The following is a 26,044-nucleotide window of genomic DNA, read 5'->3' as shown; positions in this document are numbered from 1 at the left end:
GACAGGAGTATCATCAAGCGATGTCGAAACCTTTATACGGAAAATCAGACGGAAAGGAGGGGGAAAGCATGGAGGATATCGTTCGGAAACAACAATGGTGGATTGGAAATTTTGCCTTATTCATGATGTTCGTTGGTGCTTTGATCATTTATACGACGACAGAAGAGACAATTAAGAATGCGTATTTGAGTCGTTCTGTCATCATTTCATTTTTAATCGTCATGGGTCTATTTATTTTTTATATTAGTCGTCGCAAAATGGAAACCGTTTTGCAAACGCACTTATTGTCTTTGATGTTGCTCGTCGTTCCGATTACATCGATTAGCTTTTTACCTTATGCGGCAGTTACCGTTTGGGCAAGTAGCTTTTTGTTTTTGATGATCGCTTTAATCTCGTATCAACGAATCATGATGTGGTACGCCATCGTGATTGCCATCGCAACTAGTTTGTATGTCATGTGGAATGCCGATACCGTGACGGTAGAAATTGATCCGACGGACCATTATGGACGGATTGGCATGATTGTGATTGGCGTATCGATTGCGCTTGTCATCAATCACTTGCATATTCGCAATTTAAATCGGTTAAATGACCTTGCGATACAATTACACGATACGGCGCGACGTGATGAAGAAACAGGTGTCTTGAATCGCCAAGGATTAAACGAAATTGATTTTCCAAGACCCGAACAACAGCTCATTTTTGTCGGGATTCATTTAGAAAACTACTATGAGCTGGCACGTTATTTTGGAGAAGATATTCAGTTACAAGTACTACGCGCCTGTATCGAGCGACTCAAGAGACAACTACCTCCTTATCAAGCTTTTGCTCGGATTGAAGCAGGGACGTTATTGATCGTCATGGAAAAGCCGGACGAGGTGGCGTGTAAGGAAGCGATGGAAGAATTGAGCCAAGAAATCTCTGTACCATACGAAATCGAGGGGCATCATGTCTATGTCAACATATCCATCGTCATTGATAATGGCGAAGGGGCGACCAACAATCGAAAGCGTCGGGTGCAGCAATTATTGACTGCCTTACAAGAAGCAGCGCAACAAAACGAACGTGTGATGTGTATTGACCAAGAATGGCGTAAGGATCAAGAATTACGAGTCAAAGCAGCACAATCCCTAGCCCAAGCTAACATCGAAACGGATTTTCATCTGGTCTATCAATTACAATACGATGTCCGATCAGAGCGATTCATCGGTCTTGAGGCCTTAGTTCGATGGAAGACCTCGTTACAAGGAGCAGATCGACCATCCGTATTCATTCCGATTGCTGAAAAAAGTGATTTAATCATTCGTCTAGGAGAATGGATTTTTGAGGAAAGCTGTAAGACACGCAAAGCATTGATCGATCTGGTTCCAGACGAGTTTACGTTATCTGTCAACGTATCACCACGCCAGTTGACGAGTGAATCGTTCATGCCGTTCATCGAACGAACGCTACTGAAGTATGCCTTAAAACCGCAACAGATTAAAATTGAAATCACAGAGAGTCAGTCACTTGATTTCGAGAGTCAATCGATTCATCGAGCGCTCAAACGAATCAAAACGCTCGATTTCCCGTTGTCACTCGATGATTTCGGAACTGGTCACGCATCCTATCATGTTCTCGAGCGTTTGTTACCGTTACGTCAATTAAAGATTCCGAAGCAATTCATCGAACAAATCGGTGAATCGGAGAAACGACAATCCATCCTCGAGTCGATTTTTCAACTGAGCCAGTCGATGCATGTCGAATGTATCGTCGAAGGAGTTGAGACAGGAGAAGAAGTACGCATTGCCAAGGAAATCGGTATTCATCTATTCCAAGGTTATTTCTTCGCTAAACCGGTACCACTTGAAGAAATCATCTGTCTACTGCAAAAGACGAATGAAGGAACGGTCCGTTGACCAACAAAAGCCACTTCAGTCCGAATCGCTCGGAGGAGAAGTGGCTTTTTAGTATTCATTTCGATTGATACAGGCGAGACTGATTTCGTCCTTGTGCTTTTGCTTCGTACAAAGCGCTATCCGCTTGCTTAAATACTGTTTCAGCTGGTTGTTGATGAGCGTAAGCAATTCCTGCGGATACCGTAATGGATACGGCATGATCTTGCATGACGAACGGTGTTTGCTGAACAGCTGTTACGATTGTTTCAGCTAAGACGACAGGAGGATGCGGTTCAATGTCTGGAACGATGACGATGAATTCTTCACCACCATATCGACCGACCGTAACGGGTGCCGGACAATGCTCGTTCAATAAGATTGAAAAGTGGCGCAAGACAGCGTCTCCTATAGCGTGGCCATGTGTATCGTTTATATTCTTGAAGTGATCCAAATCAAACAAGATGACTCCCCAAGAATCTTTACTCTTTTCGAGCGTCGTGACTTTTTCTAAAATGACATGGCGGTTCGCGAGCCGCGTCAATTGATCGGTCGAAGCAAGATAGGATTGATAAGAATAAAGAACAAAATGCTGCTGAAGAAGTTAAGACAAACGATAAAACAAAAAGGCTCCACCAATCGTTAAAATGAAATATGGAATATAAATCGTTCCCCAGGCATCCGCTGGGGAGTTGCTCATAATCAATCGCGAGAGTACGAGTAGGGAACCGACCGTGACGATAGCAGAAAAGAAATACCCTTGCCGTTTGATGAATCGACGACAAATAAAAGAAAGTACTAGAAATCCAAGTAGTGTGATGACAGAACTAAACAGAGCGTCTAGTGAATCGCCACTATCAATCACGAATCGATAAATCAAGAGCATCAGCCCTGTCACGGCAATACTGATATTACCACCGAACAAAGCGGACAAAGCGAGAGGTAATAACCGTAAATCAATCAACGCTCCATTTAAGTCGATTGCATTATGCATAAGTAGAATGCCAGTCATACCATTGGAAAGTCCGAAATAGAGACGAGTAGACATTTTTGAGTCAGGTTGAATTGGCAAACGATCACGAAGTAGGTAAAAGGTGAACGTAGAAACGAGAAAAATAATACAGATATTAATAAAAAAGATATTCACTGTCGCAAGCATCACGAAGCCCTTCCTATATCAAAGTTTCAATCTATCGTCATTGTACGATATCAAGTCATACAATGACATAAAAATGGAAAAAACAGCCTAATCGGCTGTTTTAACGAATCGGTGCAAATTTTTGAATCTCTTGAACGGCCTCATTCCATGAAGCGACACGAATGACATTATTCGGTACGGCTTTACGGTTATAAGGTGCGTCGAACAAGATTACAGGAATCGATGTGTCTTCTGCGATCTGCACAGCATTCTCTAATCGATCTTCCATGAATAAATCGAGTGATAAATCACGAACGACTTGTACTTTGTCGTGTGATCCCGTCATGATCAAGGAATCAAGAGGAAGTTCGTGTTGTTTGATCCACTCTTCTGTTACAGGACGAACGAGCTCCGATCGTGCTGTTACGTAATGGAGGTCATATTGCTTCCGCAAATTCCATAAGTGGTGGCGAACATGTTCTTGAGGGATAGATTCACGATAAATGCCGGTCTCGTGACCGGAGTTCACCATGTAGTCCCAAAATTCGATTTGATTCATATCGGTGTACGTATGCAATTCATACTCGGACGCCTGATTGAAGTCAATCGACGTTCCGAGATATTTATTCATGTAAGTGAAGCAAGAGGATGGATGTGTGATCGTTCCATCAATGTCAATTCCAATTTTCATTTACAGTCACCCACGTTCTAAAAATTTTTCTTCACTTAGTATAACATAGTCGAAATCGAGATACGAAAAAAGACTCCTCGCGAGGGAGGAGTCTTCAACTTATGCATGGTTCGCTTTTTCGGCTTCTTTTTCAGCCTGTTTTTCGAGAACGATCGCATCGATCTCTTTCTTCAATTCTTCGACCATCGTTGCTTCCGGTACTTTACGGATGATTTCTCCGTGACGGAATAACAATCCTTCGTTTCGTGCACCAGCGATACCGATATCAGCTTCACGTGCTTCACCAGGACCGTTGACCGCACATCCGAGAACCGCAACTTTGATGTTCGCTTGGATGTTTTCGATATAGTCTTCGATTTCTGCAGCGATTGACATTAAATCGATTTCGATCCGACCACATGTTGGACATGAGATCAATGTCGCTGCGTTCGCTGCGAGACCAAATGATTTCAAGACTTCTTTTGCGACTTTTACTTCTTCGACAGGGTCCGCTGAAAGAGATACACGAACTGTATTTCCGATTCCGCGTGACAAGATCGCGCCAAGTCCCGCTGCTGATTTTAATGAACCAGAGCGAAGTGGACCAGATTCCGTAATCCCGACGTGAAGTGGATAGTCGAATGATTCAGAAGCGAGCTGATACGCTTCAAGCGCCAACTGTACGTCTGATGCCTTAAGCGAGACGATGATATCATGGAAGTCGAGATCTTCGAGAATCTTAATGTGGTGCAAAGCACTCTCGACCATACCACGAGCAGTTGGGTAGCCATATTTTTCAAGAATATGCTTTTCAAGTGAACCGGCGTTTACCCCGATCCGGATTGGGATGTTTTTCGCTTTTGCTGCTGTAACGACGGCTTCGACCTTTTCGCGACGACCGATGTTACCCGGGTTGATCCGGATTTTATCGACGCCAGCTTCGATTGCCATAAGCGCAAGTTTATAGTTGAAGTGGATGTCTACGACAAGCGGAATGTTAATTCGGCTTTTGATTTCTGCAAGTGCGAGCGCATCACGTTCTTCTGGACAAGCGACGCGGACGATTTGGCAACCAGCTTCTTCAAGGCGTAGGATTTCAGCGACTGTCGCTTCGACGTCGTGTGTTTTAGTTGTCGTCATACTTTGGATGATGACTTCATTATTTCCACCAATGACAAGGTCCCCTACACGAACGGGACGAGTCTTAGAGCGATGGACCATTTTCGGCATATCGAAAATCTCCTTTTGTGGCATACCGCCATATTGTTTATGTTTACCTTTTCTATCATATCGAACTATTCCCTAAAAATCGAGAAACAAGAACGAAAATTGAACATTTACAATTGTTTAATGAAAGAAGGGCGTCCGTCAATCCGTCGGACGCCTGATTTTTATACTCATTGAGGTTTACGTGAAGCGCGTGGCTTTGAGGAACGGGCAATCCATAATGGTACTAATGTGTAGACGAAGTGTCCGATTACGAGTATCCCGATTCCGAAGCGAGGGTAATCGAGTTGGTATAGAAGCATACCGAGTGGGAAAGACCAGAGATTTGTTGCGACCGTGTAAGGAAACGTGTGGCGATACGCCCACGGACGGGGAAGTAACAATCGGACAAACCCCTTCGTTAGATACGCCATAAACAATACGTAAAGTAATACAGCGATTGCGATAAAGATGAAATGAAGGATGAACCAGACGACGATCGGGATGTTTTTTTGTAAAAAGAAGGAATCAATGACCGTCGTCCAAAATGAAATCCAAGCTAATCCACAAAAATAAAGGGAAACATCTGCCAAACGAAGGCGCAAAAACGGATAATTTGGAATTAAGGAAGTTTGTAAGTAATTAATTAGTTGACGTAAAAATGACAAGTGAATCACTCTTTCTACTGTTTTATAACAGATTTTAATTGTTTAATTTTGATTGGTGATAAAGGGTTTATGTGTGATGGTACAGATTAATAAAACCTTAACAAACGGATGTCTCAAAAACTATTTACAAGTTCAACAGACCTTTACATAATGGGGGAGTTGAGAAAATAAACTTTACAAACACATCAATCCACATGAAATAAAGGAGCTGGCAAGATGAACTATGATTTGCAGGAAATGATTTTCACCTTCATCGGTGGACTCGGGATTTTCCTATTCGGTATTAAGTATATGGGAGATGGGCTCCAAAAAACAGCCGGAGACCGATTACGTTATATCCTCGATAAATATACGACAAATCCACTACTAGGTATCCTAGCGGGTATCGTCGTAACCGTCCTGATTCAGTCTTCGTCAGGAACGACCGTCATCGTCGTCGGACTCGTTAGTGCGGGTCTGATGAATTTACGACAAGCGATCGGAGTCGTCATGGGGGCAAACATCGGAACAACGATTACCGCCTTCATCATTGGCTTTAACGTCAAGGAAGCTGCGCTTCCGGCAATTGCGCTCGGAGCCTTCTTGATTTTCTTCTTTAAAAAAGAACGGATTCAATACATCGGACAGATTTTCTTCGGCTTCGGTGCATTGTTCTATGGTTTGACATTGATGGGCGACGGAATGGCTCCACTCGAGTCAAGTGTCTGGTTCCGTGAGTTGACGGTATCGATGTCGGATAACCCATTGCTTGGTGTATTCGTCGGAACGATCTTTACTGTTCTTGTCCAGTCGTCGTCAGCAACGATCGGCATCTTACAAGAGTTGTACGCTGGCGGCATGATCGATATCAAAGCGGCACTTCCGGTCTTGTTCGGCGATAACATCGGAACGACGATCACAGCAGTACTTGCAGCACTTGGTGCGTCGATTGCAGCAAGACGTACAGCAGCAGCACACGTCATTTTCAACATCATCGGAACAGTATTGTTCCTGATTGCATTACCAATTTTCTCAAGCTTCATTACGTGGATCACAGGAACGCTTGATTTAGGTCCGAAAATGCAAATTGCCTTTGCACACGGAACATTCAACGTCGTCAATACGTTGATTCAATGTTGGTTCATCGCACAAATCGCATGGCTTGTACAAAAAATCGTACCGGGTACGGATACGACGATTGATTCGAAACCGCGTCATCTCGATCAGAACATCTTGAACCAATCTTCGGCACTTGCATTAAATCATGCAAAACTCGAAGTATTGCGAATGGGAGAATTCTCGAAAGACGCCCTTGCAAAAGCGCACCGTTACACGCAATCGCATGATAAGAAAGATGTTTCAGAATCAGAGCAGATTGAATATGCAATCAACCACTTGAACACAGAAGTCACGAATTACCTTGTCAAAGTAGCGGCACATGATTTATCAGAACGAGAATCAAATGATCATTCGTTATTGATGCATGCCGTCAATGATTTTGAACGAATCGGTGACCACGTCGAAAACATCGTTGAATTGGTCGATTTCCAAATCGTCAACCGAATTCAGTTCACATCAGCTGCGAAGCAAGAGCTTGATGACATGTACGCCTTAACGCAAGAAATCGTCGATTGTGCTGTTCGCGCTGTCGAAGAGGATGATGTCACACGAGCTCGTAAGGTTCTGGAACTCGAAGGCAAACTTGATGCACTCGAACGTTCATTCCGGAAGCATCATGTCCTTCGTGTTAACGCTGGCGAATGTACGGGACAAGCAGGAATGATTTTCGTCGATCTCTTGTCGAACCTCGAACGAATTGGCGATCACGCTGTCAACATCACGGATCTCGTCCTTGAACAGCGGACGGCTTTAACGAACTAAGTGAAATACGATTTTCTTATAACAGCTGATTTCAAAAATATGAAATCAGCTGTTTATTTTTTTGAAATAGCATATTGACAAGTTTCGCCACATCTCGTAATCTAGTAAGAGTAAGAAACATACATCATGGCGGTGTAGCTCAGCTGGCTAGAGCGTACGGTTCATACCCGTGAGGTCGTGGGTTCGACTCCCTCCGCCGCTACTATTACTTAAGGACCCTTAGCTCAGCTGGTTAGAGCTGACGGCTCATAACCGTCCGGTCGCAGGTTCGAGCCCTGCAGGGTCCATTCAGTAGAACGCTTCTCGTTGAAAAACGGGAAGCGTTTATTTTTGTTCCCCCGGGGAATAGTAAAGATATTGTAATAATATTCATACTATAGTAACTAAGGGAGAGCGAAGAGAGATGGAACGTAACCATACGATGATGCAGTTTTTTGAGTGGCATGTAGAGAATGATGGGAAGCACTGGCAACGCTTGAAAGAGCGGGCGCCTGAATTACGTGCTGCCGGCATCACGTCCGTGTGGATTCCACCGGCGTCAAAAGGTCAATCAGATGAGGATACAGGATATGGCATCTATGACGTCTATGATTTAGGCGAATTTGATCAAAAAGGAACGGTCCGTACGAAATACGGTACGAAAGATGAACTCGTCGAAGCAATCCAGGTTGCTCGTGAGAACGATATCGCTGTTTACGCTGATGTCGTCATGAACCATAAAGCAGCAGCTGATGAACTTGAGACGATCAATGTCGTCGAAGTCCATCCGGAAGATCGTTCGAAAGAAATTTCAGAAGAGTTTGAAATCGAAGCCTGGACGAAGTTTACATTCCCAGGACGTAACGGAAAATATTCAGATTTCATCTGGACACATGAATTTTTCAATGGAACGGATTTTGATGCCCGTGAAGAAAAGACGGGTGTCTTTAAAATTTCCGGTAAAAATAAAGATTGGAATGATCAAGTCGATGATGAATTCGGCAACTATGACTATTTGATGTTCGCGAACATCGATTATAATCATCCGGAAGTCCGCGAAGAAATGATCCGCTGGGGACATTGGTTCCAAGAAACAATTGATTGCCAAGGTTTCCGACTCGACGCCATCAAACATATCAATTATGAATTCGTTCATGAATTCGCAAAATCGATGATTGAAAAAAGTGAAGGTGACTTCTATATGGTCGGTGAGTTCTGGAAATCAGATCTCGATGATTGTCGTCATTTCCTTGATAGCGTCGACTATACGATCGATTTGTTCGATGTTCCGCTTCATTACAAGTTCCATGAAGCTTCGAAGCAGGGACAGGACTTTGATATGACGACGTTGTTTGCGGATACCCTTGTCGAATCACACCCGACGAATGCCGTCACGTTCGTCGACAATCACGATTCTCAACCGGGGGAATCACTTGAGTCGTGGGTGGATGACTGGTTCAAACAACACGCTTACGCGGCGATTTTACTTCGTAAAGACGGTTACCCGTGTGTCTTCTACGGTGACTATTATGGAGTGCAAGGACCACATCCGGTAGAAGGAAAAAAAGAAATGATTGATGCTTTACTCTATGCACGGTATCACAAAGCGTATGGTGAGCAAGAAGATTATCTCGATGATCCTCATTGTGTCGGTTGGGTTCGTCGAGGTGTTGAAGAAATCGAGAACTCCGGCTGCGCGGTCTTATTGTCGAATGCCGATATGTGTGAAAAACGGATGTTCGTAGGTGTTGAGCGTGCGGGACAAGAATGGTTCGACTATACGAACCATCAAGATCACCCTGTCGTGATCGACGATGAAGGATTTGGTGTCTTCCCGGTTCCAGGTGGTGGTGTCTCAGTTTTTGCTCCGCGAGAAGTCGAGTAAATCCGAGGGTCTTGACTTGCGTCAACACAGGTTCTTTTGCTAGTCTTAAAGGGTATTGAAGTTTTCGAAAATAGCACAAAGGGGGACATGAACATGTCAAAATTTGAATTACCAGAACTCGGCTACGCTTATGATGCGCTTGAGCCACATATCGATGCTCGTACGATGGAGATTCACCACACGAAACACCACAACACGTATGTCACGAACGTGAATGCGGCGCTTGAGGGTACAGAACATGAAGGAAAGTCACTTGAAGAACTTCTTCAAAACTTGGATGCTCTCCCAGCAAACATTCAAACTGCAGTCCGTAACAACGGTGGCGGTCACTGGAACCACTCATTCTTCTGGAAACTGTTGAAGAAGAACGACGGTGCTGCTCCAACAGGGGAACTCGCGACAGCAATCGACGAAGCATTCGGATCATTCGATGCATTCAAAGATGCATTCGCGAAAGCAGCAACAACTCGTTTTGGTTCAGGTTGGGCTTGGTTAATCGTTGACGGTGGAAAATTGGCAGTCGTTTCGACACCAAACCAAGATACACCAGTCATGGAAGGCAAAACACCAATCCTCGGTCTTGATGTTTGGGAACATGCATACTATCTCAACTATCAAAACCGTCGTCCTGATTACATCAATGCGTTCTTCAACGTCGTTGATTGGGATCACGTAGCGAAGCTTTACGCTGACGCGAAGTAATATGAAAACGAGCGTATCGTTCAATTGTGAACGATACGCTTTTTTTAATGCGGAAAATGATGGGATAGGTTGTTATGGAAAGTTTCCTTCTATATAATGAAACAAGATGACTTTTGAACGATAGGGGAGTACGCCATGGCTAAACGAATCACCGTACGAGGAAGACGGCGTAATCATCTGCCGCTTCGTCTGAATTTAATGTTCTTCGTCGTTTTTTTATTGTTTGCGATTTTGATTTTCCGTTTAGGAGTTGTGCAAATCGTCAATGGTGAGAAAATTTCGCGGGAAGTTCAAAAAACAGAAATGATCGCATCAAAATATGAAGTGCCACGCGGAAAGATTTATGACCGGGATGGTCGTCTTTTGGTTGATACGATTTCTAAATACTCCATCGTCTACCGTCGCGCACAAACGACGAAAGTCGATGAACGCATTGAGATTGCACAGCGTCTTGCGGCAATCATTGATCTACCTAAAAAAGATTGGAAAGTCACAGAACGTGATATTAAGGACTTCTGGATTGCGACGAACACGGAAGAGTCCGATCGTCGTTATCAAGAAGCCGTCAAACAGAAATATCCTTCAGCAGAAGCACAAAGTAAACTATCAATCGCAGAACAGGATCAAATCCGATTAGATGCGATTACGAAAGACGATATCGATTATGACGACCAAACGATGGAAGTCATTGCGATCAAACACAACATGGAAGTCGGATACGCACTTGATCCACAACTCGTCAAACTCGGTGCTTCCGCAAAAGAGATGGCGATCATCGATGAAAATCTAGAAGATTTAAAAGGTGTATCGGTGGAACCGTTCTACGAGCGTTCTTATCCATATGAAGGAACACTTCGGAACATCTTCGGGAAGTATTCGAAGATTCCAGCAGAACAACAAGCGGAGTTCAAAGCAAAAGGTTACAGCTTGAATGACCGTGTCGGAACATCATTCCTTGAACAACAGTATGAAGATCTTCTGCGCGGGAAACCCGCGTACGATGTGTATGAGACGTTCAATGGGGAGCCGGTCGGTGATCCAAAACGTGAGGAAGGTGAGTCCGGTAAAGATCTCGTTCTGACCGTGGATGCGGAATACAATAAACAAGTCGACCAAATCATGCAACAAGCCATTAAAATGGGTCGTGGCATGGGGAGTCGTTATCTAAAAGAAGGTTACGCCGTCGTCATGAACCCACAGACTGGTGAGATTCTTGCGATGTCTGGTCAAAAGTTGGATCCAGCAACCGGTAAGTTCTCGGATGTCGCAATCAATAACGTGTTGACGTCGCTTCAAATCGGTTCGACGATCAAAGGCGCAACGGTTGCGATGGGACTCGAGGAAGGTGTCATTCGTCAAAACGAAGTCATCAATGATGCGCCGATCACAATCGGGGGTACGAAAAAAGCATCGTACGTCAACATGGGAGCAATCACGGATTTGACAGCACTTGAGCGTTCATCAAACGTGTATATGTTCAACATTGCGATGCGGATGGCGAAGTATCCGAGCAACGGGATTGCGGGTGCGAGCGTTGATGCCGCAGCGGCAATCATGCAAAACTATTACAGTCAATTCGGACTAGGTGTGACGACAGGAATCGATTTGCCTTATGAAGCAAAAGGGGTTCAAGGGACACCTGACCGTGTCACGTTACTCATGGACCGAGTCATCGGACAGTATGATGCGTTTACACCGCTACAAGTCGCACAGTATATTTCAACACTTGCCAACGGTGGCTATCGTGTTCAGCCGCATTTCTTAAAAGAAGTTCTCGCGTCGAATTCGATTGAAAAAGGAACGAAACAAGTTGATTATAGCTTCAAGACGAATTACCTGAATCGGATTGAAGTCAGTCAAGATAACATTGATCATGTCCGAGAAGGATTGCATCGTGTCGTCAAGGGAGAGCGTGGTACAGCGAAAGTCATCGCGCAAACCGGTATTGATGCAGCTGCGAAAACAGGTACAGCGCAGGTCAGTGTCTATGGTGACGATGGAATCGCCTTGCGTGACGGAAGTGGTCAACCGGTTCGTTCATTGAACTCGAACCTCGTTGGTTGGGCGCCGTACGATAATCCAGAGATGGCATGGGCCGTGTTCCTTCCTTATATGGAACAAGAAACCGTCAACTCGAAAATCGGTCACGATCTTGTCAAAGCGTACTTTAATGTCAAAGATATCCCGTGGCAAACTAAGCCAAATTAACTAGAAACTAAGCGAGAGTGAGCAATCACTCTCGTTTTTTTGTTTGCATTGACCTTTTTTTCTAATGGATTTCGAATTGTAAACACTAAAAAACACGCCTTTACAATTCTTTTACGTTGGATTCATTTCGTTTTAATAGTTCATCCGTAGTATAAGTCTTGTAAGGAAAACGGATAAAAAGTCGTAGCATCGTCAGCGACATACTTTCGAGGAGGAAAATTAATCATGTCTTGGATGAAAAAAACAGCACTCATCACAACGGTAGCATCAATCGCAGTAGTGGGGGCAGCATGTGGTAACGATAAAGGCGGTTCTGCTAGTTCATCTGATTTAAAAGGAAAAATCGCAATCGACGGTTCTTCTACTGTCTTCCCGATCATGGAAGCTGTCGGTGAAGAATATTCGATGGAACAACCTGACGTAGATGTCACAGTCGGTGTCTCTGGTACAGGTGGCGGATTCAAACGCTTCGTCGTTGGTGAAACAGATCTTTCGAACGCGTCGCGTGAAATTAAAGAAGAAGAAGCAGCTGAAGCGAAAAAGAACAACATTGAATTCACAAAAATGGCACTCGCATATGACGGTTTGACTGTCGCAGTCAGCAAAGAAAATACATGGGTAAAAGAACTCTCAATGGAGCAACTCGAGAAAATCTGGCTCGATCCGAACATCAAGACTTGGAAAGATGTCGATTCTTCTTATCCGGCTGAACCATTGAAATTCTTCAGCCCAGGTAAAGACTCAGGAACATTCGACTTCTTCTCTGAGGAAGTACTTGAGAAAAAAGATATGCGTAAAGATGTTCAATTATCAGAAGACGATAACGTTCTCGTCAAAGGTGTTGAAGGAACGAAAGGCGCAATCGGATACTTCGGATATGCGTACTACGCAGAGAACAAAGATAAGTTGAAGGAAGTACCACTTGCTGCGGAAGGAAAAGATGCAGTCGATCCAACACCAGAAACGATCAAAGATCTTTCTTATCCACTGTCACGTGAAATCTACACGTACATCAATAACAAATCAATGAAAGACAAAAAACAAGTCGCTGATTTCGTTCAGTTCACGAACGAAAACGCTGGTGATCTTGCTGAAGAAGTCGGATACATCAAAATGCCGCAAGATCGTTACGATGAAAACGCAAAAGCAATTGAAGACGCAATGAAATAAATCATCGAGTCATGAGGATGGCCCAACCGGGGAAGTCTGTACCGGTTGGGTCCCGTTCTCATGTCAAGAAGGAGTAGGGAGTGAAGAAGGATGAGTTCAACACAAAATAAATCGGTTCGCGAGCTGATTCAACAGAACCGACAGCAAAAATATAGTATGAAAAACGTCATGGAACGCGTCATGCCGATCGTTTTATTCCTTTGTGCGTTCGTCTCGGTCGTTACGACCATCGGCATCATTCTCACGTTAGTCATTGAAACAGAACACTTCTTCGAAGTCGTTCCGTTCAAGGAATTCTTCGGCAGTACGAGCTGGTATCCACTCAACTCACAACCAGAGTATGGAATTTGGCCACTTGTCGTCGGTACGCTTGAGATTACCGTGATTGCGATGCTAGTTGCCGTGCCGATCGGTCTCACATCAGCGATTTATTTAAGTGAGTACGCGTCAGACCGCGCACGCCGTATCTTAAAACCAATTCTTGAAGTGTTAGCAGGTGTTCCAACAATCGTCTTCGGATTCTTCGCGTTGACGTTCGTTACACCATTACTCGTAAAATTGATTCCAGGTATTCAAATTTACAATGCGCTCAGTCCGGGGATCGTCGTCGGGATCATGATCATTCCGATGATCGCTTCGATTTCTGAGGATGCGATGAGCTCCGTTCCGAAAAAAATTCGCGATGGTGCGCTTGCACTCGGTTCGACACGTCTTGAAGTTGCATTGAAAGTCGTCGTTCCAGCTGCCTTATCAGGGATCATTGCATCGATCGTACTCGGTATGTCACGGGCAATCGGTGAGACGATGATCGTAACGATCGCTGGTGGTTCGAATCCGACAGCTGCGATCGATCCACTCGAGCCAGTCCAAACGATGACAGCGTATATCGTTCAGGTCGCCTTAGGTGATGCTGGATTTGGAACTGTCGAATATTACAGTATCTATGCGGTTGGTACACTCTTGTTCGTCTTCACATTAGTGATGAACTTACTTGCGAACTGGATCACACGCCGCTTCAGAGAGGAGTACTAAGATGGCCTTACCAGAAAAGCAACCTGTCTCAGAGAAATTCATTGATCCGGTCGCGGTGAAGAAATCCATTAGCCAGCGACTCGTCGTCAACAACGTCACAAAAGTCATTTTCCTTGCTGGACTGTTCTTCGGTCTCGTCGTCTTAGGTATTCTCTTGTTCGGCGTCATCCGTGACGGTGCATCATGGTTATCACTTGAGTTTCTACAAAATGCACCATCACGCCGTTCGGAACGTGCCGGGATTTATCCGGCGTTAATGGGCTCCATCTTCTTGATGCTCCTCATCATCCCGATGATTTTCATCATTGGTGTCGGGGCAGCGATTTATCTAGAAGAGTACGCGAAGAAGAGTCGGATGACTTCATTCATCGAAGTCAACATCTCAAACCTTGCTGGTGTTCCGTCAATCGTCTTCGGTTTACTTGGTTTGACGTTCTTCGTACGTAACATGGGCTTCGGTTCAACATTGATTGCAGGAGCATTGACACTCGCGTTGATGAGTCTTCCGGTCGTCATCGTCTCGTCTCAAGAGGCAATCCGTGCCGTTCCACAAGCGATGCGTCATGCATCACTTGCACTCGGTGCTTCGAAATGGCAAACGACGTTCAAAGTCGTTCTTCCGGCGTCACTACCGGGTGTCATCACTGGGATCATCTTGGCTGTATCTCGAGCGATTGGTGAGACAGCACCACTCATCATGGTCGGAGCTGCGATTTTCATTGCTCGTGCGCCAGAAAGTATTTTCTCAGAGTTCACAGCATTACCGATTCAAATCTACAACTGGACAAGTCGTCCACAAGCGGACTTCCAAGGACTTGCAGCGGCAGGAATCATCGTCTTAATGGTCATCCTCTTGACGATGAATTCACTTGCAATCTGGATTCGGAACCGATTCTCAAAACGCTACTAATCGAACGAGATAGATAGAAGGGATTTCTTTTAAGGAGGAAGACAGATGATGGATACGAAGCTGAATACGAAATCAGTCGTTACAGAAGGGACAGAGCGTATGAACCAACCAGTAGCAGCACGCGAGAGCGTCTATAACGTCAAAGACTTAAACTTATGGTACGGTGACGATCATGCGTTGAAAGATGTCAATCTCGACATTAAGAAAAATGAAGTCACGGCAATCATTGGACCGTCTGGCTGCGGGAAATCGACATTCATCAAAACATTGAATCGAATGGTCGAGCTCGTTCCGATCGTACGGACGAATGGTGCTATCGAGTATCACGGACGTAATATCTTCGATAAAGAATACGGTGTCGAAGAATTACGGACATCGGTCGGAATGGTCTTCCAGCAACCGAACCCATTCCCAAAATCAATTTATGACAACATCGCTTATGGTCCCCGTGTCCACGGTGTCAAAAACAAAAAAATCCTCGACGAGATCGTCGAACGCAGTTTACGCCGCGCGGCGATCTGGGATGAAGTCAAAGATCGTTTGAACGAAAATGCCTATGGTCTTTCTGGTGGGCAGCAACAACGTCTTTGTATCGCGCGTTGTCTTGCAATCGAGCCAGATGTCATCTTGATGGATGAGCCGACATCGGCACTTGACCCGATTTCTACATTAAAAGTAGAAGAACTTGTCCAAGAGTTGAAATCAGACTACTCGATCATCATCGTGACACACAACATGCAACAGGCTGCACGTGTTTCGGACAAAACAGCGTTCTTCTTGAATGGTGAAGTCGTCGAGTTCGATCAAACAGACCGGATCTTTGGAAATCCGAGTGACAAACGGACGGAAGATTACATTTCAGGACGATTCGGATAAGAAGGGGAGACGAGACGAATGGCAGCGAACCGTACGATTTTTGGAGAAAATCTTGCAATACTCGATCAAAAGGTCTTTTTACTGGCTCGTAAGACGATGCAACAGATCGCAACAACGGCAGAAGCACTCGAAAAATATGATCAAGACATCGCGCGTGGCGTCATCGAAAACGATAATGAACTCGATGATCTTGAACTTGAAATCAACGATGATGCGATTTTATTAATCGCGAAGCAACAACCCGTTGCGACAGATTTACGACGAATCATCACCGCGATGAAAATTTCTTCGGATCTCGAACGGATTGCAGATTACGCGGGGAATATCTCAAAAGCGGTTCTTCGTGTCGAAACATTCCCGTATGTCATCGATATCTCTTTGTTGAAGGAAGCATTCGAGACATTACTGGATATGACGGAAACTGCGATCGTCGCCTATCGTGACGGAGATGTCGAGAAAGCAAAAGCCTTGTCTGATCTCGATAACGTCATTGATGAGACGACATATAAGGCACTTCGCCAGTACATGCGTCATATGTCACTTCAGCCGATCGTCGTCGATGAAGTCATGCAATTCACGAACATTTGCCGCTACATCGAGCGGATGGGTGATCACTTGACGAACGTCGGGGAGCATCTGATCTATCTCGAAAAAGGAAAACATTATGATTTAAACGGATGAATCAAGTAGGCAGGAGGAATTTCCTCTGCCTACTTTTTTTGTAAAGGGATTCGAAACACGTTTGTAGAATAGGAAAGAAGTGAATAATGACAGAGAGGTGATTGGGAATGCTTGAGCAAATCATTAAAATGAAGGAACAAGGGCTGACAACAAAACAAATCGCAGCTCAATTGGATACGACTGAAGGAAAAATCAAATATGCTTGGACTAAATATCGTAAATCGTTAACAGAACAACCTTCTGTAGCAGCGCCGAAAGTAAAATCAAAAACGGTCAAGCAGACGAAAAAGTCGACTGCACCGGTATTAGACGTCGTACCGTCTGTGCAAGTGGTACCTTCGCTAGAACGTGACGCGTTTGGAATGGCGACACATTACGAGGATGACATCCTCCACGCCATCGTTCAGTCACCGACAGCGTTGTACGTCTACTGGGAATTATCTGAACTGTCGAAACAGTTGCTAGAGACGCACTATCACACGACGTTTGATTCGTTCCGTAAAGAATTACGCATTATTGATGTCACGCTTGTTGAATATGAACAAGGACAGGCAAATCGGACGTATCAATTCGAGCTACCAGAAATGACGAATGCTTGGTTCGTTCGACCAGTCGCCCCGAATACTACATACATCATCGAATGGGGCATTCAAACGATCGACGGGGACTTTGTTCCAGTACTACGTTCAAAACCAGTCGAAACGCCACGTGACGAACCAGTCACGGATGGACGGTTCGCGGAAGTCGTGCATCATTGGCAATACGGAGAGGTCGAACAACCGGAATGGGTCGAGGTATTACGTCCTTATTCCTATTTCGATCGCGTCCGGTAATGGAATTAGAGAGAGGGAAAGGAAGAGAAGCTATGCGAAAAGGATATTTTTCACTCGTCTTACATGCACATTTACCATATATCCGTCATGAAGAGGCACATCGTCTAGAAGAACGGTGGATGTATGAAGCGATTTCAGAAACCTACATCCCATTATTGTGGGAGGTCGATCGCTTATCACGTCCGCTCGGCTGGACGGTCAGCATTTCACCACCCGTCATCGAGATGCTTGCCGACCCATTGATTCAAGAACGGTATATCGAGCATATCGAGGATACGTTACGTTTGATTCGCCAGGAACTAGAGCGAGAGCTTGCTCAAAAGGAACGAGATGCACTTCTATTCTATCAAGACCGCTATCAAGATTTATTGAATACGTTCCTTCACTGGGAAAAAGATTTGAACCGCGCATTCCGTCATTATAAGGAGCAAGGTTATCTCGATTTGATTACGTGTACGGCGACGCACGGATTCAGTCCGCACATGTTGTCCGAACAAGCGGCACGTTCTGAAATTCAGACGGGATTGAACTGTTTCGAACGTCATTATGGATTCCGTCCATCTGGTCTTTGGATGCCAGAGTGTGCGTATACGCCCGGACTTGATCGTATTTTGTATGAAGAGGGCATTCGTTATACATTCGTTGACGAACATTCAATCTTAAACGCGGATCCGTCACCGAAACACGGAATCGGAGCACCTGTCTATTCGCCGCACGGTGTGGCACTGTTCCCGCGTGATCAAATCATTTCCGGGAAGATTTGGAGCTCTGTCATCGGATACCCGGGTCATCCGGATTACCGCGAGTTTTATCGTGACCTTGCGTACGATCGAGAGTGGGATCAAATCGCTGAGTTCATGCACCCAGAGGGCTTACGTTATGATACAGGATTGAAATTGCATCGCGTAACAGGAGAAACGGATCAAAAAGACTATTACGTCCGTGATTGGGCATGGCAACGGACAAGTGAGCACGCAGCAGACTTCGCACAAGCACTCGGTGAACATTTAGATGCGCATCAAGGACAAGACTTCCCACCGTTCCTTGTCACTGCACCATTTGATGCCGAATTGTTCGGTCACTGGTGGTTTGAAGGTCCCGACTTCCTCGGTAAAGCGATGGAACGTTTAGAAGATCAAGGAATTGAGTCGATTTCACCGGCAATCTTCCTCGAGCGTCACTTCCAAGACATCGACACGGCACACGTCGCGATGGGAACATGGGGACGAAAAGGCTACGCGGAAGTCTGGATCAACGAACGCAATGACTGGATGATTCGTCATCTCCATCAGCTTGAGAAGAGACTAGCAGGTGTCGTAGCTCGAAATCGTCATCAAGATACGTTGACTGTCAAAGCGAAGCGTCAACTCATTCGAGAATATCTCCTCGCTGTCTCGAGCGACTGGCCGTTCATCCTCGATGGACAGACGACAGCGCAATATGCTGCGAATCGTTTCCGTGAGCACATCTTACGTTTTGAAGAAACCGAGCGTCGACTGGATGCTGAGGAGCTGACGGTGGAATGGTTGGATGATCGATATCGCGAATATCCTTTTCTTCAAGATTCAGATATTGAACCAGATGTCTTTTTGACAGCACATGATTACTATGTGGCAGTGAAGCGTGAGAAATCTTGGAATACAGACGCCATCTTATTGTTCGTCCGACAATATGATGCGTCAGACCGGCCAGCTTCGGAGCTCGCTCGACGGCTCGCTGCTGCTGGTGAGAATGTCTATGTCGTTACGGAACATCCGGAAGCGTATCGATTTGAAGAAGGTGTTCACGTTTACGGAGTGCAAGTGACGGGTCTACCGCTCGTTCAGACCTATAACCAATTGGCGGCACTAAACTTAGCCTTCTTACGTCAAGCGCAAGCCTTGAGTAAGATCGTTGATTTCGCAGTCATCCACAACTTCAACATGGAGACTGCATCAGCTGCCCAAGCCATCGCTAAGATCAAAGAATTGCCACTCGTCAGTAACGTCTACGATGTCGAAAGTGAGCGTTCACCTGATCGTTCAGGCGGTCTGGTCGTTGCCTTAAAACGACTTGAAGGAGATGCGTTGCGCCAATCAGCGGTCGTTTATCTAGAACGAGAAGAGTCACGTCATGGGGTGGAACAAGAGTATCACGTCGAAAAGAAGCCGCTGCGTTTTGAAGAGAACCTTGAAAAACCATATCAACACGTGACGAATCCGAAAAAGAACGGATGAACAGTTGCAATTCCTTTCCTTTCTTGGTACGATACTTGAGTATGCTTAACCTTATGTAAAGCAAAATCACTTGATACATCGAGAGCTAGATAGGAGGGAATCCCATGCGCGTTAAAATCACATTAGCTTGCACTGAAACTGGTGACCGTACTTATATCACTAAAAAGAACAAGCGTAACAACCCAGAGCGTCTTGAGTTGAAGAAATACAACCCACGTCTCCGTAAGCACACACTTCACCGTGAAGTGAAATAATTGAGATGGAAGCCGTCACTTCGTGTGATGGCTTTTTTTGTGGAAAGGAAGACAACTATGAACAAACAAGAAGTACGCCGTCTGATCAAAGAACGACTAGATGTGATGGAGAACCGTGCGGAAAAGGAACGATTGATTCACGAACATGTCTTGTTACTACCCGAATGGCAACAAGCGACCTGTGTCGCGATCACGTTAGCTTTTCGAAATGAATGTGATACAAGAATGCTGATTGAACAAGCGTGGCAAGAGGGCAAGACGGTCTTGATACCAAAAGTAGTCGGAGACGAGATGGTCTTTTATGAACATGGACCAGAAGATCAACTGCAAGCAAATCAGATGGGGATTGCTGAACCGATCGCTTCAGCGCGTCGCGCCTCACTTGATCAAGCAGAGCTTTGCCTCGTTCCAGGTCGCGCCTATCGTCGGGACGGCTATCGTTTAGGATGGGGAGGAGGCTATTACGATCGTGCACTCGTGCCATATACAGGATGTAAAGTATCGATTGCCTTTTCTGAACAACTTCTTCCAGATTTCGAAGTGGAAGCCTTTGATATCCCCGTTGACTTGATCGTCACTGAATTAGAGGTCATCCGATGTTGAGCGCGACCATTTTGTTTTGTCTATTGCTTGCTTGGACCGGACGATCTTTTCGTTTATTGACGACAAGTGGTGCTATCATGACCCTGCTCGTCGGTAGTGGTGTCTCATTCGGATTCGGTTGGCAAGGATTAGTAGTACTCTTACTCTTCTTTGGTAGCTCGAGTCTGTTATCGAAGGTCGGACGATCTAGAAAACAATCGGTCGACTCCATCGTTGAGAAAGACGGCGCGCGTGACGGATGGCAAGTCCTTGCGAATGGAGGGGTAGCGTTCGTTGCTGCCTTAGCGTATGCCATGACGATGGATTTTGCGTATCTCTTGTTATTTCTATTCGTCATCGCAGCATCGAATGCTGATACGTGGGCATCTGAAATCGGACCGCTCTCAAGACGTGATCCGTGGTCTCTCAAAACGTTACGACGGGTACCAGCAGGAACGAGTGGAGCGATGTCGCTGATTGGAACGATCGGTACGATCGCAGGAGCTGCGTTCATCGCTGTAGCAGCGCATTGGATATTTTCTCTTTCTTTAAGACACGTCTTACTCGTAACAAGCATCGGTGTACTCGGGAGCCTACTGGATACACTATTTGGAGCGGTAGGGCAACGCGTTTACCGATGTACGGTTTGTGGGGAATACACGGAAAAGCGAGAGCACCATGGTCAACCGACAGCTTACGTTTCAGGCATTCGATTTTTAGGGAATGATGCTGTCAATGTCTTAACGAGTGGTTTGGCAAGCGGAATCGGGTTTATCATCGTTCGATTTTGGTAACTGGAAATTATGTGAGTATGTAATTCCTTATGTTAGGATATCAATGACACAAAATGGACAAATGTGATTAATTTCACATGATACAAAGAATGTGAAAGATGTTACAATTTACTTGTGAGATAGTTAACAAACTCTTAGGACGAATGGAAGGGTGGACATAACGATATGGAATTACATGCGAAAGTGACACGAGTAGCCCTCATTGGAGCTGGTGCAGTCGGTTCAAGCTTTGCCTATCAGATGTCAACAGCTGGACTTTGTGAAGAACTTGTCATCATTGATGTCAACAAAGCCAAAGCAGAGGGCGAGGCAATGGACTTAAACCATGGAACACCATTTAGCTCTTCACCGATGCGAATATGGGCTGGCGACTACGCAGACTGCCGCGAAGCGGAAGTCGTCGTCATCACGGCAGGCGCTCCACAAAAACCAGGTGAGACAAGACTCGATCTTGTCGCAAAGAATGCGTTGATCATGAAAGAAATGATTCGTCAAATCATGGATTCCGGTTTTGATGGGATCATCGTCGTGGCTTCCAATCCGGTTGATATCATGGCACATCTTGCCTGGAAATATTCTGGTCTTCCGAAATCCCGCGTATTTGGATCAGGGACGGTGCTGGATACAGCGCGTCTGCGTCAAATGCTCGGAGAATACTTTCACATTGATTCCCGAAATGCCCATGCCTATATTCTTGGCGAACATGGTGACACGGAATTCGCAGCCTGGAGTAACAGCCGCATTTATGGAAAAACGATTGATGAACTACTTGCTGAAGACGATCGTTATTCTCAAGCAGATCTTGATCAAATCTACATCAACGTCCGAGATGCTGCTTATCATATCATCGAGCGCAAAGGGGCAACCTACTATGCGATTGGGCTTGGACTCGTTCGGATCGTTCGTGCCATCCTCGGAAATGAGAACTGTCTATTGACGGTCGGTGCGCATGTCGATGGGCAGTACGGAATTTCCGGTATCCATATTGGAGTTCCCGCCATCATCAATCGTCAAGGTGTGCGTGAAATCATTGAAGTCTCATTGACGGAAGAAGAGTTGAAGAAATTCCATCATTCTGCTGATGTATTACGTCAGACGCTTGAACCCGTCTTGCAAGGATAAGCGTACGCATCATGATGAAGGTATTACGAAATAAAGTAGCAAAAAACTCAAGTGTCGGACTTGCTTCATATTGTCCACACTTGAGTTTTTTTGATGTAGAGAACGAATACATAAAAAATCACATCTATTCGTCCGGTAGTAAAAAGAAAAAAATCTAGGTTTTATTTTACTAGAAAAGGGTTAAGTAAGAGATAGAAGCATTTTTACGTCATTTTTTTTGTACGTCATGATACCCAAAAAGGAGAGAACCGACAGTCATGTATACTTTTCGAAAACTAACTAAAGAGGATGCAGAACAATACTGGAATCTACGCCTTGAGGGATTAAAAAATCATCCAGATGCATTCGGTCATTCGTTTGATGATGAACAGCAAACCCCGCTCCGCGAAGTACAAGAAGGACTTGAGGGAGAACCCGACTCCGATGAGGTTTGGCTTGGTATGTTCGACGGTGATACATTGTTTGGGTTTGGTCAGGTCAAACCATATGAATTGTCACGTGAATCGCATAAAGCGATGATTTCTGGAGTATACGTATCACCTGAATATCGCGGGGGTACTGGTCGCGCTTTAATGGAAGCCTTAATCGAGGAAGCGAAAAAGTTACCGGACGTCGAGCAAGTCATTCTTGCCGTTTTATCAGGGAACGAAGCCGCACAAAATCTTTATGAGTCGCTCGGTTTTGAAGTATATGCCGAAGATCCAGATTCCGTAAAATTAGAAGACGGCACATATCGTGATGATATTTGGATGAAGAAGTACGTCTAAGTTCTTCAGAGGATGTAGATTAGAAGCTGTAGCAAAAAAAGTGCTACGGCTTTTTTGCATGGTATCCGTAGGATATCAGTATCGGCAAAGAATGAATATTTGTTATCATGAGAACAAAGCGGATGTCACGTCGTAGTCCGATTGAAAGGGAGCGAATGAATATGAAAGAAGTCATACGTACGATTGAAGAGCTTGTCTCGATTCCGAGTCCAACAGGTTCGACAAAAGAAGCGATTACATATGTAGAAAAGCGATTGATCGCAGAAGGGATCACGTATCGAAAGCTTGAAAAAGGAGCGATTTTAGCGACACTACCTGGTGCTTCAACGCGTACGCGGTTACTGACGGCACACGTCGACACACTAGGAGCGATGGTGAAAGAGATTCTACCAACAGGACGACTTCGTTTATCACAACTAGGGGGATATGCTTGGACAGCGATCGAAGGTGAGAACTGTCTCATTCATAAGATGGACGGTCAAACGGTTTCAGGTACGATCGTGTTTCATCATTCGAGTGTTCATACGTCGCGCGAGACGAACAAAACGGAACGCTCCGCTGATAATATCGAAGTACGACTCGATATCCGTTCGACGACGGCAGAAGAGACGCGCGTTGCGGGGATTGAAGTAGGAGACATCGTAACGTTTGATCCGCGATTCCTCTATACGGAAACAGGATTCGTGAAGTCGCGCCATCTCGATGATAAAGCATCCGTTGCTTTGTTACTTGAATTGATCAAGGAATGGAAAACAATCGAACTACCACACACGGTCCAGATTCTGATTTCAAATTACGAAGAAGTTGGATTCGGTGGGAATGCTGGATTCACGGACGAGGTCGCAGAATACATCGCGGTCGACATGGGGGCACTAGGAGACGGTCAGCATTCGGATGAATTCACGGTCTCGATCTGTGCGAAAGATGGTTCAGGTCCGTATGACTTGGCTTTACGCCACCAGTTAACGCGCTTAGCACAACGTAATAGTATTCCATATAAGGTTGATATCTATCCGTTCTATAGCTCGGATGCCTCAGCAGCAGTAAGTGCGGGCCACGACGTCCGGCACGGATTGTTCGGTCCGGGAATCGAATCGAGTCATTCGTACGAACGTACACATGAGACGTCGTTACAAGCGACATATGATTTGCTGCATGCCTATGTAAAGGAGCCGATGGTCGATGAAGACACTGTATGATGTACAGCAATTACTCAAGACATACGGGACATTCATCTATCTTGGGGATCGGGCGTCCGATATCGCGATGATGATGCTTGAACTCGATGAATTACAAGAAGCAGGCGTTTTGGAACAACGACAGTACGATTCAGCAAAACTAATCTTGCGACATGAATTAAAGCGTTCACAATCCGATAACATTTAAGATCGTGCAACCCTTTGCGCAAACGGGTTATGTCCGGTAAAATGAGGAAGCAGACATTATATGAGTATAGGGGAGACGAAGCAATGAAATGGTTACTCGGCATTGATATCGGCGGAACGACAGTCAAGATGGCAATTTTGGATTTGCAAGGGATCATTGTAGAAAAGTGGGAAATCGAGACGGTCGTTTTGAATGATGGCGTACAAATTCCTGGAGATATCGCAAAATCCTTCTTTGAGAAGTGTCAAGAGAGCAATAAACGACCAGAAGATTTCGTCGGAGCAGGCATCGGTGCGCCGGGATTCATTGATTTCAATACAGGTGTCGTTGAGAAAGCGGTCAATATCGGTTGGAATAACTTTGAACTCATCGGTGAATTCGAGCGTTTGACGGGTTTACCGGCTGTTATTGAAAATGATGCGAACGCAGCGGCAATCGGTGAGATGTGGAAAGGTGCCGGTAGTGGAGCAACCGAACTCCTTGCGGTCACACTCGGTACGGGTGTCGGTGGTGGTCTGATCACAAACGGACAAATCGTGCATGGTACAGTCGGAATGGCTGGAGAAATCGGTCATATTACGATGTTGCCTGAAGGTGGCGTCCTATGTGGATGTGGTCGCAAAGGATGTCTTGAGACGATCGCGTCAGCAACAGGGATTGCCCGTCTTGGTCTTGAGAAGCGAAAAGGGAAGGAAACATTACTCAACGATATCAAGGCAGTGACGGCGAAAGACGTATTCGAAGCGTATGAGAAAGGCGATCGGATTGCAACGGAAGTCGTAGAAGAAGTGACGTTCCATCTCGGTCTTGCCATCTCCAACTTAGCAAACAGTATCAACCCGGAAATCATCGTCATCGGTGGTGGTGTCTCAAAAGCGGGCGAGACATTGCTTGCACCACTCCGTCAACAGTTCGAACGCTTCGCTTTACCACGGGTTTTCGGATCGACGACGTTCAAGATTGCCGAGCTTGGAAACGATGCCGGAGTCATCGGCTGTGCATGGCTTGCGAAGCAGATGTTTCTCAAAAAATAATAATATTCAATTTCAGTAAAAGGTTCGCTTCGGCGAATCTTTTTTTTGTTTACAAACGTACAGTAATTATGTGATTGTTAAGTATCTTCCGGATTCCAGTTGCATTTTTGTAAAACTAAGCGTAAAATTTTCACGTGATATGGGTATATGTAAATTATGATGTAAGTTGTGTGAACTGAAAGCAGAAAGCACATGTA

24 protein-coding genes, 2 tRNA genes and 1 pseudogene are annotated in these 26,044 nt (G+C 45.2%); 22 read left to right on the top strand and 5 right to left on the bottom strand.

Annotation, left to right across the window (positions count from 1 at the left end):
* Nucleotides 1-68: 68 nt before the first annotated feature.
* Nucleotides 69-1,898 (top strand): GGDEF domain-containing phosphodiesterase, encoded by a 1,830-nt coding sequence (locus tag AYO36_RS10015; protein ID WP_064300307.1) that lies wholly within the window; start codon nucleotides 69-71, stop codon nucleotides 1,896-1,898.
* 55 nt (nucleotides 1,899-1,953) lie between these two features.
* On the opposite strand, the pseudogene AYO36_RS10010 reads toward AYO36_RS10015, so the two are convergent.
* From AYO36_RS10010 to AYO36_RS09990, 5 genes and pseudogenes are all read right to left on the bottom strand, one after another.
* Nucleotides 1,954-2,424, bottom strand: a pseudogene (locus AYO36_RS10010) (GGDEF domain-containing protein); the annotation flags it as partial.
* 54 nt (nucleotides 2,425-2,478) lie between these two features.
* Nucleotides 2,479-2,922 (bottom strand): LytS/YhcK type 5TM receptor domain-containing protein, encoded by a 444-nt coding sequence (locus AYO36_RS10005; protein ID WP_369815322.1) that lies wholly within the window; start codon nucleotides 2,920-2,922, stop codon nucleotides 2,479-2,481.
* Nucleotides 2,923-3,133: 211 nt separating this feature from the next.
* Entirely contained in the window at nucleotides 3,134-3,703 is a 570-nt protein-coding gene (locus AYO36_RS10000; RefSeq protein ID WP_231884699.1) for a 5' nucleotidase, NT5C type, read from the bottom strand.
* Between the two features lie 99 nt (nucleotides 3,704-3,802).
* Complete coding sequence (gene ispG / locus AYO36_RS09995) at nucleotides 3,803-4,912, bottom strand: flavodoxin-dependent (E)-4-hydroxy-3-methylbut-2-enyl-diphosphate synthase (protein ID WP_023467533.1); 1,110 nt, start codon at nucleotides 4,910-4,912, stop codon at nucleotides 3,803-3,805.
* Between the two features lie 167 nt (nucleotides 4,913-5,079).
* Nucleotides 5,080-5,565 (bottom strand): hypothetical protein, encoded by a 486-nt coding sequence (locus AYO36_RS09990; RefSeq protein WP_064300304.1) that lies wholly within the window; start codon nucleotides 5,563-5,565, stop codon nucleotides 5,080-5,082.
* Between the two features lie 207 nt (nucleotides 5,566-5,772).
* Here AYO36_RS09990 and AYO36_RS09985 point away from each other — a divergent pair, with 207 nt between their 5' ends.
* The 21 genes from AYO36_RS09985 to AYO36_RS09885 all read left to right on the top strand — a co-directional run bounded on the left by AYO36_RS09985 (nucleotide 5,773) and on the right by AYO36_RS09885 (nucleotide 25,847).
* Nucleotides 5,773-7,416 (top strand): Na/Pi cotransporter family protein, encoded by a 1,644-nt coding sequence (locus AYO36_RS09985; protein ID WP_064300303.1) that lies wholly within the window; start codon nucleotides 5,773-5,775, stop codon nucleotides 7,414-7,416.
* 128 nt (nucleotides 7,417-7,544) lie between these two features.
* A tRNA-Met gene (locus AYO36_RS09980) sits at nucleotides 7,545-7,618 on the top strand.
* An 11-nt stretch (nucleotides 7,619-7,629) separates the two neighbouring features.
* Nucleotides 7,630-7,703 (top strand) — tRNA-Ile (locus AYO36_RS09975).
* A 116-nt stretch (nucleotides 7,704-7,819) separates the two neighbouring features.
* On the top strand, nucleotides 7,820-9,280 hold the full coding sequence (locus AYO36_RS09970) for an alpha-amylase (RefSeq protein ID WP_064300302.1): 1,461 nt from the start codon (nucleotides 7,820-7,822) through the stop codon (nucleotides 9,278-9,280).
* Between the two features lie 93 nt (nucleotides 9,281-9,373).
* Nucleotides 9,374-9,982: a superoxide dismutase gene (locus AYO36_RS09965; protein ID WP_064300301.1), complete on the top strand. Its 609-nt coding sequence runs from the start codon at nucleotides 9,374-9,376 to the stop codon at nucleotides 9,980-9,982.
* A gap of 135 nt (nucleotides 9,983-10,117) precedes the next feature.
* On the top strand, nucleotides 10,118-12,190 hold the full coding sequence (locus AYO36_RS09960) for a peptidoglycan D,D-transpeptidase FtsI family protein (protein ID WP_064300300.1): 2,073 nt from the start codon (nucleotides 10,118-10,120) through the stop codon (nucleotides 12,188-12,190).
* Between the two features lie 225 nt (nucleotides 12,191-12,415).
* Complete coding sequence (locus AYO36_RS09955; RefSeq protein ID WP_064300299.1) at nucleotides 12,416-13,360, top strand: PstS family phosphate ABC transporter substrate-binding protein; 945 nt, start codon at nucleotides 12,416-12,418, stop codon at nucleotides 13,358-13,360.
* A 90-nt stretch (nucleotides 13,361-13,450) separates the two neighbouring features.
* Complete coding sequence (gene pstC, locus AYO36_RS09950; RefSeq protein ID WP_047396437.1) at nucleotides 13,451-14,392, top strand: phosphate ABC transporter permease subunit PstC; 942 nt, start codon at nucleotides 13,451-13,453, stop codon at nucleotides 14,390-14,392.
* Between the two features lies 1 nt (nucleotide 14,393).
* On the top strand, nucleotides 14,394-15,302 hold the full coding sequence (gene pstA / locus AYO36_RS09945) for a phosphate ABC transporter permease PstA (protein WP_064300298.1): 909 nt from the start codon (nucleotides 14,394-14,396) through the stop codon (nucleotides 15,300-15,302).
* A 99-nt stretch (nucleotides 15,303-15,401) separates the two neighbouring features.
* Nucleotides 15,402-16,178 (top strand): phosphate ABC transporter ATP-binding protein PstB, encoded by a 777-nt coding sequence (gene pstB / locus AYO36_RS09940; protein ID WP_053454494.1) that lies wholly within the window; start codon nucleotides 15,402-15,404, stop codon nucleotides 16,176-16,178.
* Between the two features lie 18 nt (nucleotides 16,179-16,196).
* A complete protein-coding gene (gene phoU / locus AYO36_RS09935) occupies nucleotides 16,197-16,859 on the top strand; it encodes a phosphate signaling complex protein PhoU (protein ID WP_050678392.1) in 663 nt (220 codons plus the stop codon).
* A gap of 107 nt (nucleotides 16,860-16,966) precedes the next feature.
* On the top strand, nucleotides 16,967-17,692 hold the full coding sequence (locus AYO36_RS09930) for a DUF4912 domain-containing protein (RefSeq protein ID WP_064300297.1): 726 nt from the start codon (nucleotides 16,967-16,969) through the stop codon (nucleotides 17,690-17,692).
* A 32-nt stretch (nucleotides 17,693-17,724) separates the two neighbouring features.
* Entirely contained in the window at nucleotides 17,725-19,908 is a 2,184-nt protein-coding gene (locus AYO36_RS09925; RefSeq protein ID WP_064300296.1) for a 1,4-alpha-glucan branching protein domain-containing protein, read from the top strand.
* Nucleotides 19,909-20,012: 104 nt separating this feature from the next.
* A complete protein-coding gene (gene rpmG, locus AYO36_RS09920) occupies nucleotides 20,013-20,162 on the top strand; it encodes a 50S ribosomal protein L33 (protein WP_012369771.1) in 150 nt (49 codons plus the stop codon).
* Nucleotides 20,163-20,219: 57 nt separating this feature from the next.
* A complete protein-coding gene (locus AYO36_RS09915) occupies nucleotides 20,220-20,765 on the top strand; it encodes a 5-formyltetrahydrofolate cyclo-ligase (protein WP_029341067.1) in 546 nt (181 codons plus the stop codon).
* Entirely contained in the window at nucleotides 20,759-21,538 is a 780-nt protein-coding gene (locus AYO36_RS09910; protein WP_029341068.1) for a DUF92 domain-containing protein, read from the top strand. Before AYO36_RS09915 ends, AYO36_RS09910 begins: the two co-directional genes overlap by 7 nt.
* Before the next feature lie 165 nt (nucleotides 21,539-21,703).
* A complete protein-coding gene (locus tag AYO36_RS09905) occupies nucleotides 21,704-22,660 on the top strand; it encodes an L-lactate dehydrogenase (RefSeq protein ID WP_023467547.1) in 957 nt (318 codons plus the stop codon).
* A gap of 257 nt (nucleotides 22,661-22,917) precedes the next feature.
* Complete coding sequence (locus AYO36_RS09900) at nucleotides 22,918-23,427, top strand: GNAT family N-acetyltransferase (RefSeq protein ID WP_023467548.1); 510 nt, start codon at nucleotides 22,918-22,920, stop codon at nucleotides 23,425-23,427.
* Nucleotides 23,428-23,588: 161 nt separating this feature from the next.
* Nucleotides 23,589-24,626, top strand: coding sequence for a M42 family metallopeptidase (locus tag AYO36_RS09895; protein WP_082874221.1), 1,038 nt, complete (start codon nucleotides 23,589-23,591; stop codon nucleotides 24,624-24,626).
* The gene (locus AYO36_RS09890) at nucleotides 24,610-24,813 is read left to right on the top strand and encodes a YqgQ family protein (RefSeq protein ID WP_023467550.1); all 204 of its coding nucleotides are present in this window, start codon (nucleotides 24,610-24,612) and stop codon (nucleotides 24,811-24,813) included. The genes AYO36_RS09895 and AYO36_RS09890 overlap by 17 nt, the downstream gene beginning before the upstream one ends.
* An 83-nt stretch (nucleotides 24,814-24,896) precedes the next feature.
* Nucleotides 24,897-25,847 (top strand): ROK family glucokinase, encoded by a 951-nt coding sequence (locus AYO36_RS09885; protein WP_064300294.1) that lies wholly within the window; start codon nucleotides 24,897-24,899, stop codon nucleotides 25,845-25,847.
* Nucleotides 25,848-26,044: the final 197 nt, after the last annotated feature.

The sequence above is a fragment of the Exiguobacterium sp. KKBO11 genome, assembly GCF_001644945.1.
GTDB classification, from domain to species: domain Bacteria; phylum Bacillota; class Bacilli; order Exiguobacteriales; family Exiguobacteriaceae; genus Exiguobacterium_A; species Exiguobacterium_A abrahamii.
Note: the sequence above shows the minus strand (reverse complement) of the source record. Positions and strands in the feature narration are given on the sequence as shown.